The organism is Microcystis ichthyoblabe FBCC-A1114 (assembly GCF_050500245.1).
In the GTDB taxonomy this organism is placed as follows: Bacteria; Cyanobacteriota; Cyanobacteriia; order Cyanobacteriales; family Microcystaceae; genus Microcystis; species Microcystis ichthyoblabe_A.
Genome location: NZ_CP191408.1, coordinates 274665 through 286477, shown reverse-complemented (window position 1 = coordinate 286477; position 11813 = coordinate 274665). Strand labels below are relative to the sequence as shown.

General features: G+C 43.1%; 15 protein-coding genes and 2 pseudogenes. 10 read left to right on the top strand and 7 right to left on the bottom strand.

Translation table 11 applies throughout. The features are described 5' to 3' along the window. The first annotated feature begins 34 nt into the window (after positions 1-34). Positions 35-334: a helix-turn-helix domain-containing protein gene (locus tag ACQY1Y_RS01370; RefSeq protein ID WP_223211029.1), complete on the top strand. Its 300-nt coding sequence runs from the start codon at positions 35-37 to the stop codon at positions 332-334. Then, on the top strand, positions 331-1056 hold the full coding sequence (locus ACQY1Y_RS01365) for a hypothetical protein (protein ID WP_016516842.1): 726 nt from the start codon (positions 331-333) through the stop codon (positions 1054-1056). The genes ACQY1Y_RS01370 and ACQY1Y_RS01365 overlap by 4 nt, the downstream gene beginning before the upstream one ends. Before the next feature lies 1 nt (position 1057). Here ACQY1Y_RS01365 and ACQY1Y_RS01360 read toward each other — a convergent pair whose 3' ends face one another. Beyond that, complete coding sequence (locus ACQY1Y_RS01360) at positions 1058-2221, bottom strand: DNA cytosine methyltransferase (protein ID WP_016516841.1); 1164 nt, start codon at positions 2219-2221, stop codon at positions 1058-1060. Positions 2222-2476: 255 nt separating this feature from the next. On the opposite strand from ACQY1Y_RS01360, the gene gyrA reads away from it, so the two are divergent. Then, on the top strand, positions 2477-5029 hold the full coding sequence (gene gyrA, locus ACQY1Y_RS01355) for a DNA gyrase subunit A (RefSeq protein ID WP_002736405.1): 2553 nt from the start codon (positions 2477-2479) through the stop codon (positions 5027-5029). Positions 5030-5173: 144 nt separating this feature from the next. On the opposite strand, the gene ACQY1Y_RS01350 is transcribed toward gyrA, so the two are convergent. Together ACQY1Y_RS01350 and ACQY1Y_RS01345 are read right to left on the bottom strand one after the other, a co-directional pair. Beyond that, positions 5174-5704, bottom strand: a complete 531-nt coding sequence (locus ACQY1Y_RS01350; protein ID WP_430013814.1) for a helix-hairpin-helix domain-containing protein — start codon at positions 5702-5704, stop codon at positions 5174-5176. After that, entirely contained in the window at positions 5704-6099 is a 396-nt protein-coding gene (locus tag ACQY1Y_RS01345; protein WP_002777830.1) for an NINE protein, read from the bottom strand. The genes ACQY1Y_RS01350 and ACQY1Y_RS01345 overlap by 1 nt, the downstream gene beginning before the upstream one ends. A 201-nt stretch (positions 6100-6300) precedes the next feature. Between ACQY1Y_RS01345 and asnS the strand changes: the two genes are divergently transcribed. Next, on the top strand, positions 6301-7665 hold the full coding sequence (gene asnS / locus ACQY1Y_RS01340; protein ID WP_430013813.1) for an asparagine--tRNA ligase: 1365 nt from the start codon (positions 6301-6303) through the stop codon (positions 7663-7665). A gap of 162 nt (positions 7666-7827) precedes the next feature. Here the strand turns inward: asnS and ACQY1Y_RS01335 are convergent, their stop codons facing one another. Together ACQY1Y_RS01335 and ACQY1Y_RS01330 are read right to left on the bottom strand one after the other, a co-directional pair. Then, positions 7828-8151, bottom strand: a complete 324-nt coding sequence (locus ACQY1Y_RS01335) for a Txe/YoeB family addiction module toxin (RefSeq protein WP_002777826.1) — start codon at positions 8149-8151, stop codon at positions 7828-7830. Then, positions 8141-8425: a type II toxin-antitoxin system Phd/YefM family antitoxin gene (locus tag ACQY1Y_RS01330; RefSeq protein WP_002751836.1), complete on the bottom strand. Its 285-nt coding sequence runs from the start codon at positions 8423-8425 to the stop codon at positions 8141-8143. The genes ACQY1Y_RS01335 and ACQY1Y_RS01330 overlap by 11 nt, the downstream gene beginning before the upstream one ends. A 282-nt stretch (positions 8426-8707) precedes the next feature. Here ACQY1Y_RS01330 and ACQY1Y_RS01325 point away from each other — a divergent pair, with 282 nt between their 5' ends. The 3 genes from ACQY1Y_RS01325 to ACQY1Y_RS01315 all read left to right on the top strand — a co-directional run bounded on the left by ACQY1Y_RS01325 (position 8708) and on the right by ACQY1Y_RS01315 (position 10007). Continuing rightward, entirely contained in the window at positions 8708-9052 is a 345-nt protein-coding gene (locus ACQY1Y_RS01325; RefSeq protein ID WP_430013812.1) for a hypothetical protein, read from the top strand. A 179-nt stretch (positions 9053-9231) separates the two neighbouring features. Next, complete coding sequence (locus ACQY1Y_RS01320; RefSeq protein ID WP_271989625.1) at positions 9232-9648, top strand: hypothetical protein; 417 nt, start codon at positions 9232-9234, stop codon at positions 9646-9648. 5 nt (positions 9649-9653) lie between these two features. Then, positions 9654-10007: a hypothetical protein gene (locus tag ACQY1Y_RS01315; RefSeq protein WP_036402756.1), complete on the top strand. Its 354-nt coding sequence runs from the start codon at positions 9654-9656 to the stop codon at positions 10005-10007. Positions 10008-10155: 148 nt separating this feature from the next. Here the strand turns inward: ACQY1Y_RS01315 and ACQY1Y_RS01310 are convergent, their stop codons facing one another. Together ACQY1Y_RS01310 and ACQY1Y_RS01305 are read right to left on the bottom strand one after the other, a co-directional pair. Next, positions 10156-10443, bottom strand: a complete 288-nt coding sequence (locus ACQY1Y_RS01310) for a BrnA antitoxin family protein (protein ID WP_108937536.1) — start codon at positions 10441-10443, stop codon at positions 10156-10158. Next, positions 10424-10714, bottom strand: coding sequence for a BrnT family toxin (locus tag ACQY1Y_RS01305; protein ID WP_162205106.1), 291 nt, complete (start codon positions 10712-10714; stop codon positions 10424-10426). Before ACQY1Y_RS01305 ends, ACQY1Y_RS01310 begins: the two co-directional genes overlap by 20 nt. Before the next feature lie 231 nt (positions 10715-10945). Between ACQY1Y_RS01305 and ACQY1Y_RS01300 the strand changes: the two are divergent. From ACQY1Y_RS01300 to ACQY1Y_RS01290, 3 genes and pseudogenes are all read left to right on the top strand, one after another. Next, positions 10946-11020 (top strand): annotated as a pseudogene (locus ACQY1Y_RS01300) (PEP-CTERM sorting domain-containing protein); the annotation flags it as partial. A gap of 241 nt (positions 11021-11261) precedes the next feature. Then, positions 11262-11477, top strand: coding sequence for a hypothetical protein (locus tag ACQY1Y_RS01295; protein WP_012264484.1), 216 nt, complete (start codon positions 11262-11264; stop codon positions 11475-11477). Beyond that, positions 11477-11737 (top strand): annotated as a pseudogene (locus tag ACQY1Y_RS01290) (type II toxin-antitoxin system RelE family toxin). The gene ACQY1Y_RS01295 and the pseudogene ACQY1Y_RS01290 overlap by 1 nt, the downstream one beginning before the upstream one ends. Positions 11738-11813: the final 76 nt, after the last annotated feature.

Sequence of the window (11813 nt, the reverse complement as noted above, 5' to 3'; positions counted from 1 at the left end):
GTTTGGTTGACGGGAGGAGAGGAAAATTATTCCTGTGACATATAGTCCGTGGACTTATCGTCCACTAAAGACGATTATAGACTTTATGGAAAAATCAAAAGCAGTAATTTTAAGGGCATTGGGGTTAATGATCCGAGAGCATAGAGCAGCTTTAGGCATATCACAAGAAGAACTAGGGCTACGTTGCCATCTTGATCGTACCTATATATCTGGACTAGAGCGAGGAGTAAGAAATCCTTCTCTTACCGCTCTTGTCACTCTGGCGAAGGGCTTAAACATAACTGTATCCCAATTACTGGAAAATTTAGAGATAGAAATAGAGAAACCGGAATGAGTTCTGATTTAGTAGAAGCTATAAAAGCAAAGTTTAAACAGGGTTCATCACAGTACAAAGTCTTCGAGTTATTATCAGATCGAGCTTGGCATTGTCGTACCTGTGAAGGAAAAAAAATAGCATCGGAGCAATATGCTGGTGGCGGTGGTATCCAAGGATTAGAGCGCGGAAATAGGAGCGGTCGCCAGGGGCTAGTAATAGAAACAAAACGAGAATACTGTCCAATTTGTCAGAAAACAACAACTTGGGATCGATGGACTGGAGAGATGCGAGCGGCGAATGCCTCTGCCAACATACCGCCTCAATTAGTGGCTAGAATTTTGGAGTTTTATCGATATAAAGATGTGATTGAAAACAGAATCAGACAGTCACATGAACTGGTTATTGACCATCGTTTTCCTATGGAACGTTGGGGGATAAGTGAACCAAGTCATGATGTCAATATGAGTGTAGCTGAGATGAGAAACAAGTTTCAGCTTCTCAAAAAAGATAGTGCGGGAAATCATAATTTATTAAAGTCAAGAAGTTGTGAAAAATGTATTAAAACTGGTAAGCGAGGAACACCAATGGATATCAGATTTTGGTATTCCGGTGGAGAGAACTGGCCGGAAAATATTCCTCAATCTGGAGCAGAAGCAGAACAGGGCTGTGTAGGTTGCGGTTGGTATGATTTTGAAACATGGCGTAATTCTCTTAATATCAAATTGACTGAAGAGCGGTGATTTATCTTGCCACCTCTCCAATATTTTTATTACCTGTAGCTATTAGATTTAAGTAGGGAATAAGAGCATAGCCAATACACTCTGCCAAACGTGGAGGTACGGCGTTTCCAATTTGCCACATCGCTTTTTTCATTGTTCCTTCAAAAATAAAGGAATCGGGAAAAGTTTGTAATCTAGCCATTTCTCTGGCTGAAATAACCCGATTTAAATAGGGATGGATATGAGTACCGCCATGATTTTCTTTAATTGTCATACTTGGCTTACCCCGATACTGTCGTTTGAAGGCATCAACATAAGTTTCATATAAGGAACCCCCGGGAGGAACTTGAGCTATTCTGGCCATATATTCGGGGGAGTGACGAGTCCATTCGTGATTGATACTGGGAAGAGGTTCATAAGCAGGTAAATCGCAGATGGCGGCTTCAATCGGTTGGTATTTCTCCGGTACTAATTGAGGACTTGGATAAGGATTTGGCAGCCCAAATCTATTAGCTATGAAAATAGCTCTTGGTCTTATTTGAGGAACGCCATAGGCGGCAGATTCAAGAATTGCTATTGAAATATTTCTATAGCCAATACTTTGAAAAGCTTCCAGAATATTTTGCTTAATTTCTCCTTTTTTTATTGTTAGAATACCGGGTACATTCTCCATGACAACGTACCAAGGCTGTATTTCAGAAACAAGGCGGATAAATTCTTGAAACAGATGATTCCGTGGATCATTAGCATCTCGTTTTCCAGCAACGGAAAATCCTTGACATGGTGGTCCGCCCACCACAAGATGAATGAATGGATTGCCAATTTTGGCCAACCATTCTTGAGTATTAAAATCATGTATATCACCACAAAAATGATGACAATTGGGAAAATTCTTTTGATGGGTTGCTGAGGCGATCGGGCTAATTTCTGCACTGGCTACAGGGTTAAAACCTGCTTGCAATAAACCTTGGGTGATACCACCCGCACCGGAGAATAGATCGATAAAATTATAGCTATTGAGAGGCTGAAGCGGAACGTTAACATCGACCAGGACTTGATAGGGATCACGCTTTACCGTTGCTAGTTCGCGCTGAATTCTTTCGTAACGACCTAACTTGGCTTTTTTCTGTTTGCTTACCGCCTGACTTGGTTGATTATCTGGAAATAATGATAATTGCAAATCCATTACTTTAAGAACAAATGGCCTATATGACAATATTGTGACAGATAGTCCACAGAGTGTCAAGATCGGGCCGGAATGAGGGAAGAGACTTTCGGCAAAAGTTTGAGTGCCGCCTCAAACCCCAAAAAAGAGGGATTTTATGGTAAAATAGTCGTACAAATGGGCATATTCTGCACATCAAAAGGGCAAAAGCCCGATTTTTAGCGAATTTAATCACAAAAACGCTTTTTTTGCCTTGTTATTGGAGTTAACCCCCCTATGACCGCCGCCCAGGATCATGTCGTCCCCACAGACTTAAGCAATGAAATGTCCCGTTCCTACCTAGAATACGCCATGAGCGTCATCGTTGGGCGCGCCTTGCCCGACGCTAGGGACGGACTGAAACCCGTACACCGGCGCATTCTTTATGCGATGTACGAACTAGGATTAACCCCCGATCGCCCCTTCCGGAAATGCGCTAGAGTCGTCGGGGAAGTATTAGGAAAATACCACCCCCACGGGGATACTGCTGTTTACGATGCTCTCGTCCGCATGGCCCAGGATTTCTCCATGCGCGATCCCCTGATTAACGGTCATGGTAACTTCGGATCGATCGATAACGATCCCCCGGCAGCCATGCGTTATACCGAGTGTCGTCTGCACACCCTGGCCACCAACGCCCTACTACAGGATATCGAGTCAGAAACCGTCGATTTTGCCGATAACTTCGATGGTTCCCAACAGGAACCCGTGGTTTTACCCTCTAGAGTCCCGCAACTGCTAATTAATGGCTCATCGGGTATCGCCGTCGGTATGGCCACCAATATCCCCCCCCACAACCTGGCCGAGATTATCGATGGAACCGTTGCCCTCATCCATAACCCCGATCTCACCGATACGGAATTACAGCGTTATATCCCGGGGCCGGACTTTCCCACCGGGGGGCATATCCTCGGTAGAGACGGTATTCAGGAAGCTTACACCACCGGCCGCGGTTCCATTACCCTGCGGGGAGTCGCCTCCTTTGAAACCATCGAACAAAGGGGAAGACCCGATCGAGATGCTATTATCATCACCGAACTGCCCTATCAAACCAATAAAGCGGCATTAATCGAAAAAATCGCCGATTTGGTCAATGATCGCAAAATAGACGGTATTTCCGATGTGCGGGACGAAAGCGATCGCGACGGCATCCGGGTGGTGATCGAACTGAAACGGGATGCCTATCCCCGCGTCGTCCTCAACAATCTTTATAAACAAACGCCCCTCCAGTCGAATTTTGGGGCGAATATGTTGGCATTAGTCGATAACGAACCGAGATTACTGACTTTAAGAGAGTTTCTCCGCGTTTTCCTCGATTTTCGGGTAGAAGTGATCACCCGTCGTACCCGTTATGAACTCCGCAAGGCCGAGGAAAGGGATCATATCCTTCAGGGTTTACTAATTGCCCTCGCTAGTCTCGATGCAGTCATTGCCCTGATTCGCAGTGCTGCCGACACAGCTAGTGCAAAAGAGGGATTAGTGCAGAATTTTGGTCTTTCAGAGGTGCAAGCGGACGCAATCCTACAAATGCAGCTGCGACGGTTAACCGCCCTAGAATCGGAGAAAATTCAGCAAGAACACGGGGAATTACTGACAAAAATCGGCGATCTTCAGGATATTTTAGCCAAAAAAGAACGGATCGACAGCATTATCGAGGAAGAACTGCAACAGATCAAAACGATTCACGCTACCCCCCGTCGCAGTCATATTGAACAACGGGAAGGAGAAATCGCCGAAACTGACCTGATTGCCAACGAACAGGCCTTAATTCTCGTCACCGAACAGGGTTACATCAAAAGAATGCCCGTTAATACCTTTGAGTCCCAAAATCGGGCAACAAGGGGCAAAGCTGGCGCGAAAATGAAAGAAGACGACGGCATCGATCACTTTATCACCTGCCGCGATCACGATAGCGTTCTCTTTTTCACCGATCGCGGGGTTGTCTATAGTCTCAATGCCTATCATATCCCCACCGGTTCCCGTACCGCTCGCGGGGTTCCCATCGTGCAACTGTTAGAAATTCCCAAAGGGGAGAAAATTACCTCGGTGGTGGCAGTCAGCGAGTTCAGCGAGGATAATTACCTGATTATGCTCACACAAAAGGGATTTATCAAGAAAACCGCCCTCGCTGCCTTTAGTAATATTCGATCGAACGGTTTAATCGCCATTTCTCTCGAAGACGGTGATCAACTACGTTGGGTTCGCTTGGCTAAAGAGGAAGATAGCGTCATTATCGGTTCTCGTCAGGGGATGGCCATTCATTTTAAGGCCGATAGTCAACAATTGCGCTCCCTGGGAAGGGCAACTAAGGGCGTAAAATCGATGAAATTGCGCTCAGGTGACGAATTAATTAGTATGGACATTCTGCCTAGTCAAATTGTCGCCCAAATCGCTGAATCTAACCAAGAAGAAACCGAGGACGAAAGCGAAGAAATTAACCCCGAAGTGGCTAATAATGGCCCCTGGGTGTTAGCAATTACCATGGCAGGACTAGGAAAACGGGTTCCCGTTACCCTTCTACGTCTGCAAAATCGGGCGGGATTAGGAGTCAGAGTGATTAAATTCCGCAAAAAGAACGATAAATTAGCGGCTCTGCACGTTGTTAACCCCAACGAGGAATTTATGATTATCACCGAACGGGGTATTATCATCCGTCAATCCGTCGATGCTATTACTCCTCAATCGCGATCGGCCGGAGGCATCCGGGTGCAAAAACTCGATGAGGACGATGCGATCGCTGCGGTGGCCCTAGTTCCCCCTAGTGATGCGGAGGAATCTGAAGACATTTAGATTTGCCCGGAAGTGGGGAAGTGGAGTGTGGGGTGTGGGGAAGTGGGGAGAATAAATAAAAATAATCTCCCGAATCCTGTCTCCTGATTACTGTCTCCTATCTCCTGACTCCTATCTCCTGTCTCCTTTCCTGAGTATTTGGGATTAAAACTGGAAAAAGTGCATTAATTGGGAGATTTCCTGAGCGTCTAGGGATAAACGCCCTTTAAAATCCACAATATTCTTAAATAATCCCTTTTCTTCCCTGTTTTTAATAATGGCAGCTGCCAAATTATCGCTGATCAGGGGTAGGGTGGTTAACTGCTCGATCGAGGCAGTGTTAGGATTGATTTTAGGGGGTGCGAGGTGACTTTCGGGACTATAATAGGCAAATTCTAGAATCGGTTGCCAAGCTTTCAATCTAGCCACAGGAACACTCAAAGCAGCGGCTAGATCTTCAAGACAAAGCAATTCTACCCCCATACCCGACAATTCCACCAACATCCGCGCTTGATGGATGGATATCCCCGGCAATCGCAGCCAATCATCCACACCCGCTTGATTGACATTAATTTTAATGCCCAATTGTGCCGCCATAGCGATCTCATCAAGGGAACGAAAGCGATAATAGGGATCATTGCTAATTTTGGCTTTTAAAGGGTTAAAAGTGCGCCCTAACCAGTTTTGCGGTGTCATTATAGTAATTGTCGCCGTTTTTCTTCAAATTCGTACTCAGAAATTAATCCTTCTTGCCGGAGGCGCTCTAATTCCCTTAAAGCTGCCCCGATCGCCTCTACTTGTTTAGGCTCTAAACTGGGGACAGTGGCAGCAGCGGTGGCAGTGGGAAAATAGTTAGCGAAAAATTGGTTATCTTGGATTAAATACCACACCGCATCGATCGCGCAAGCCACCCGGGGAATCGGAGTTTGCCAGAGGAGAAGATAGATAATTCCCCAGAGAGGTTGACCGAGATAGAATTTATGAATACCGGCGATAGGAAAGGGTAAAGCGAGAATACTACCGATAAAAGCCAGAAAAATCGCTAATTTACGGCTTTTGGGCTTACTTAATAATTTTTCCACCAGAAGCATGAGACCTGTTCGAGATTGATTTTAGCCTGATCTGAACCTTCTATCCTAAAATACTCTTTGGTTCTAAGTAGGGAGACACAATTATTTGTAGGATGGGTTAGCGGTAGCGTAACATAATCTGGCGTTGGGTTTCATGCTTCAACCCAACCTACGTTCATCTTATATTTAATTCCACTCAGCCACTTAACATAGGGATAAGCAATGACTAGCAGAATCAAGGAAATCTTTCAAACAGGACAACCGGATCAATCCGTCACCGTGCAGGGTTGGGTGAGAACAAAACGAGAATTAAAAGAATTTACTTTCCTGGAAGTTAATGATGGCTCATCCCTGGCCAACTTACAAGTTATCCTCGAACCGACTTTACCCGATTATGATAATGTACTAAAAACAATTAGTACAGGAACAGCGATCGCTGTTTCGGGAAATTTGGTTCTTTCCCCGGGTAAAGGGCAAAATATCGAGTTAAAAGCGGCCGAAATCACCCTTTATGGTGACTGTCCTGCGGATTATCCCCTACAAAAGAAACGTCATTCCTTTGAATTCCTAAGAACTATTGCCCATCTGCGAGCAAGAACCAACACCCTAGGGGCAGTAATGCGGGTTAGAAACGCTTGCGCTACCGCTATACACACTTTTTTCCAAGAAAAGGGCTTTATTTGGGTACATACTCCCATTATTACCGCTAACGACTGCGAAGGTGCGGGAGAATTATTTACAGTCACCAGTTTAGATTTAAAAAAACCCGCCAATTTTGCCGAGGATTTCTTCGGTAAACGGGCCTATTTAACCGTCAGTGGACAATTACAAGCGGAAGTAATGGCCATGGCTTTATCTAATGTTTACACTTTTGGCCCGACTTTTCGCGCCGAAAATTCTAATACTTCCCGTCATCTGGCCGAGTTTTGGATGGTGGAACCGGAAATGGCTTTTTGTGACTTGGAAGGAGATCAGGATTTAGCGGAAGCTTTTCTGAAATATATCTTTAAATTCGTTTTAGAAAATTGTCCCGAAGATTTGCAGTTTTTTAACGAACGTATCGATAAAACGGTGTTAAGTACGGCCGAAAATATCGTTAATAGTGAGTTTGGCCGGATTACCTACAGCGAAGCGATCGAGTTATTAGAAAAAGCCGATCGTCAGTTCGAGTTTCCAGTAGAATGGGGCGTAGATTTACAGTCAGAACACGAACGTTATCTAGCGGAAGAACTATTCAAAAAACCCGTGATTGTCACCAATTATCCCAAGACAATCAAAGCTTTTTATATGCGTCTAGATGACAATAATAAAACTGTTTCCGCTATGGATATTTTAGCACCCAAGATCGGCGAAATTATCGGCGGTTCCCAACGGGAAGAACGATTAGATGTATTAATCCAAAGAATGCAGGAACAGGGAATGAATCCCGATGATTTGTGGTGGTATTTAGATCTGCGTCGCTACGGTTCTGTTCCCCACGCTGGTTTTGGTTTAGGATTCGAGCGTCTGGTACAATTCATGACGGGAATGACCAATATTCGCGATGTGATTCCTTTCCCCCGTACCCCTTTAAGTGCCGACTTTTAGAATGATGTCTAGGATCGACAGGAGAAAGGAGGAATGTAAATATTTATTAAATTGTAGCTTAGGCTACAGACTTGGAGTAGAAAATGTTTGTTGTTTCACTGTCCCCCTCTACGTTCTTTGTCCCCTTTCTCCTGTAACAGTTCTTAATGGGTTTGTCTGAGTTTAGCCTGATTGATAATGATAGCGAGCTTGTAAAAAATAAACCTTATTTCCTGTGACTTTATAAACCAAACGATGCTCTAAATCGATCCGTCGTGACCAAGTATCGGCAGCAATATACTTAAGAGGTTCGGGTTTACCCAATCCTGTAAACGGATCGCCATCCAAAATATCTGCCAATAAGTCTAAGATTTTATCGCCTTTTTTCGGTTCGTTCCGATACCACCAAGCTAAATCTGCTTTGAAATCAGGACTAAAAACGGGCAAATAACCATGAATAGGATTGTTTTTAGGTTTATCTGGCTTATTTTCTCTTTTAGGAGTCAATTCCTAACTCCTCTTTCAATTCAGCTAATGTTTGAGGAGTTGCATCTTCTGTCTGGGTCCATGCTAAAGAGCGAAATAAGCGTTGGGCATTTTCTGGCGATCGCAATAAATAAACACACTCTAATAAACTGGAAAGCTCATCTTCAGCAATTAACGCCACATTTTTCTGATTGCGACGCTTAATGACGATAATTTGAGATTCGTCACACACCTGATCTAAGATACTGGCTAAATTCATTCTCGCCTGAGAGTAGGTGGTTTCTTTGCTTAACATGATTTTTAGGGGAGACTTGTACAATCTTATTGTACATTTCAAAGCCCTTGAACTCCCCAAAAACCCCAAAATCTGAAGGGAGAGGAATATAAAGATTTATTAAATTGTAGCTTTTGATACAGTTGTGGGGGGGGGGAGTGTGTATTGTTCTACTATCCGCCTTTAGTGTTGGGTTGGGTTGTTGCTTGACCTGACTGCGAGAGAGTGCGATCGCACTGCTCAGTGCGGTAGAAGTAATGCTTGAGTAAAACCCACAAAAATCAACAGGAGGATTCTTGTCAAATGGGCTGGAAAGATAATCTTGCGGAACGGCTTGCAAAGCTTGCTAAAGAGCATGGTAAACAAATTGTTGCTGGAGTTAGTAGTCTCTCTGTCGGTGCTATAGTTAACAAAATTGGTTCTATACCTGGAGCAGTTTGGGATTTATGTAATCCATCTGATTTTACTGATCAGGAGAAACTAGAGGTTGAAAAGCTTTTATCTAAGTACGGACTTAAAGTTAGTCTTACAAATTTAACCGACGAAGGCAAAGTTTACCTGAAGTTAAATCAATTTTTAGACGAACTTTCTGAAGATGAGAGAGCTAATTTTCTTGAGGATTTAGCTAGTGTTTTAGACACATTTTAATTCAGCCTAAATCTGGTTAATACAATCCCAATCCACCGAAAAAGAAACCATAAAAGTAGGCTAAATTACCTCTAAAAATACCATAAATGCCCCTTCAATCAATCTTGAGGGGGTTTTATTGTATAATTGAGGGATGAGTAAACTAGATCAACTTACGCAATCTTGAGCTATAATCGGCAATGAGGTCGAATCCGAACAACGATCAGAAAAAACTCCTGATTGCTGAACTTAAAAAAGCAGCAATCAAACATACCCCAGAAAATATTATCATAATTACTCAAGATCCTAGCGGGAAAATTGTTTTTCTAGAAACAGGAAAAGGAGGAGAGAGAGGTTCTGGATTACTGCATATTCTAGAAAATCATCGAGAAGATTTCCTCCAGAGAGGTATTACCGAAGAACAAATTCCTGATTTAATTATAACAGCTATTAGTGAGGGGACAATTATTGGCATACAAGGAAAAAGTCGCATAATTTATAAAGTAGAAATCAATAGAATTATTCAGTATGTTTCTCTAGAAATTAGTCATAATGGTTACTTAGTGAGTGCTAATCCAACTCCAACTCGATTAATTAACAAACTTATTCAGGAATGATAGTTATGGCAATCAGAATCAAACTTTGGGCAGATTATGGAAGTTACCCACTTTGGGGAGTAGATGAAATTGATAACATTGCTCCTGAAGAATTACCATTAAGTCAAGCAACTATTCAGCGTTTAAACGCATGGCAGGATACTTACGATAAGACTTTAAATCAAGACTATCCACCTTTATCAGATTTTCCTAATCAGCAAGCTGAAATGGATTTTAAACAAGAAGGAATTAGTTTATGGAAACAGTTACGTCTTGAACTGGCCCCGGATTATGAAGTTTTCTACCAAAATGAAGGTCAATTGTTCAGACATCCTAAGGAAATAACCACAAAATCTACAGTACAAAAAATAACAGTTTGAGTATCATCACCCTCGGCACTCTCGGCGCAGGTGCAACCCTTAAGCGCCAACTAAAACCCTCTAAATCCACTGAAAAAGCAACCACAAAAGTAAGCTAAATTGCCTCTAAAAATACCATAAATGCCCCTTCAATCAATCTTGAGGGGGTTTATTTTTTTGCCCGTGTTTCCACATATTCTCGCAGGACGCGATTAATACTGGTCTGATACCCCTCCTCTTGTGTGGCCTGGGTTTTGAACCAGTCTATCAGGTCAGCATCAAGGCTTAGAGTGATCTGCTGTTTGAGCGGACGACAAAATACACCACGCCGCGCCCTGCTCCAATCTCCCGTAGCCTCTGGGATCAGATCTGTGCGGATAGGCTCTTGTGATGCGTCTAGAGCGTCAATTTCAGCCTGTATCTCTGGCGGTACTGGATTAGAATCTCCCTTCTTCATAAGCCCTCCTTTCATGGGCTGTTGCCCTGCGTGCGCTAATAATTCGTCCCGTTTCCTCTCCTGTCACTGAATTAGACTCCGGCCCTGTATGCACCACAAACACAGTCAGTTTACCGATCAGTCCGATAGTCTGCCAGCGTTCTTCCTCTGGGTATGGATCAGGACGGCTGACAGCGAGAGGATCGGCAAAAACATATTGAGCGGCTTCAAAGCTCAAGCCGTGATTGCGCCTGTTTGTCCGATTTTTGTTGTCGTCCCATGTCCACTTCAATTTTACTCTCCAAATGTAGCTACATTATGGTTACTACATTAATTTTTATCAACATTGTATTTGCGCTAACGCAATCGCAATAAAATTTACCCCTGTCGGGATGATAACATTATCCAGATATAATGCCAGTATCACTACCGATTTAGCAGCAAGAGCAAGCTAAACAAATTACTCATCATCAAAAGATAACAGTTTGAGCGGTATGTGTTAATTATTATCCCTTTCGGCTCCGGCGCAGCTTCAACCCTCAAACGCAAACTAAAACCCTGCCAATTCATCGAAAAAGAAACCACAAAAGTCGGCTAAATTGCCTCTAAAAATACCATCAATGCCCCTTAAATCAATCTTGAGGTGGTTTATTTTTTCCTTTCGCTTATTAAACAACTATCACCTCGTTGCTAGGATCTTCCTGGCAAGGTATTTCCAGAGGTTCTACTTTAGAACGAGACAAAGCATTGATGATCACACAAGGTCGAGAAGAGCCAAATAGCCAATTTAGTGCCAAAATTAGGAGTAGTTTATTTATTCTTCTCTCCTAGTTAAAAATATGCAAGTTAAAGAGCTAACAGTTGAAGAACTCAAGCTCCTCATTCAAGAAACTGTTGCCGAAACCATCCAATCTATCTTACTCGATCCTGACCAAGACAAAGAAGTCAAACCTGAAGTTAAGCAACAAGTTCTTGACTCTCTAAGACGGACTGAAATAGGAGAAAAGGGGGTTTCAGCCGAGGAAGTAGCCAAAAAATTAGGATTAAACTGGTAATGGCTTACTTTGTAGAATTTAGCCGCGAAGCAATTGCTGATTTAGAAGCACTCGCTCCTATCATTTAAGAGCGAATTTTGCGGAAAGTTCGCTGGTTGTCGGATAATTTTGAAAATGTTAGTCCTCAAGCTTTAAGTGCTAATTTGAGTGGTCTTTTCAAGCTTCGAGTCGGTGACTATAGAGTTATCTATTCTTTTGCACCCGAAGCAGAACGCATTACCATCCACAAGGTTGGACATCGCCGAGATATCTACAGTTGATAAAATACTGTATTTGAGAGTAAGTGGTTTCTTTGCTTAACATAATTTTTAGGGGAGACTTGTACAACCTTATTGT

Coding starts and splice junctions, on each gene's coding strand:
- ACQY1Y_RS01350 (WP_430013814.1), bottom strand. CDS start 5,704: ATGACACCGCAAAACTGGTTAGGGCGCACTTTTAACCCTTTAAAAGCC.
- asnS (WP_430013813.1), top strand. CDS start 6,301: ATGACTAGCAGAATCAAGGAAATCTTTCAAACAGGACAACCGGATCAA.
- ACQY1Y_RS01295 (WP_012264484.1), top strand. CDS start 11,262: ATGCAAGTTAAAGAGCTAACAGTTGAAGAACTCAAGCTCCTCATTCAA.
- ACQY1Y_RS01325 (WP_430013812.1), top strand. CDS start 8,708: ATGGGCTGGAAAGATAATCTTGCGGAACGGCTTGCAAAGCTTGCTAAA.
- gyrA (WP_002736405.1), top strand. CDS start 2,477: ATGACCGCCGCCCAGGATCATGTCGTCCCCACAGACTTAAGCAATGAA.
- ACQY1Y_RS01330 (WP_002751836.1), bottom strand. CDS start 8,425: ATGTTAAGCAAAGAAACCACCTACTCTCAGGCGAGAATGAATTTAGCC.
- ACQY1Y_RS01310 (WP_108937536.1), bottom strand. CDS start 10,443: ATGAAGAAGGGAGATTCTAATCCAGTACCGCCAGAGATACAGGCTGAA.
- ACQY1Y_RS01320 (WP_271989625.1), top strand. CDS start 9,232: ATGAGGTCGAATCCGAACAACGATCAGAAAAAACTCCTGATTGCTGAA.
- ACQY1Y_RS01315 (WP_036402756.1), top strand. CDS start 9,654: ATGGCAATCAGAATCAAACTTTGGGCAGATTATGGAAGTTACCCACTT.
- ACQY1Y_RS01360 (WP_016516841.1), bottom strand. CDS start 2,221: ATGGATTTGCAATTATCATTATTTCCAGATAATCAACCAAGTCAGGCG.
- ACQY1Y_RS01365 (WP_016516842.1), top strand. CDS start 331: ATGAGTTCTGATTTAGTAGAAGCTATAAAAGCAAAGTTTAAACAGGGT.
- ACQY1Y_RS01345 (WP_002777830.1), bottom strand. CDS start 6,099: ATGCTTCTGGTGGAAAAATTATTAAGTAAGCCCAAAAGCCGTAAATTA.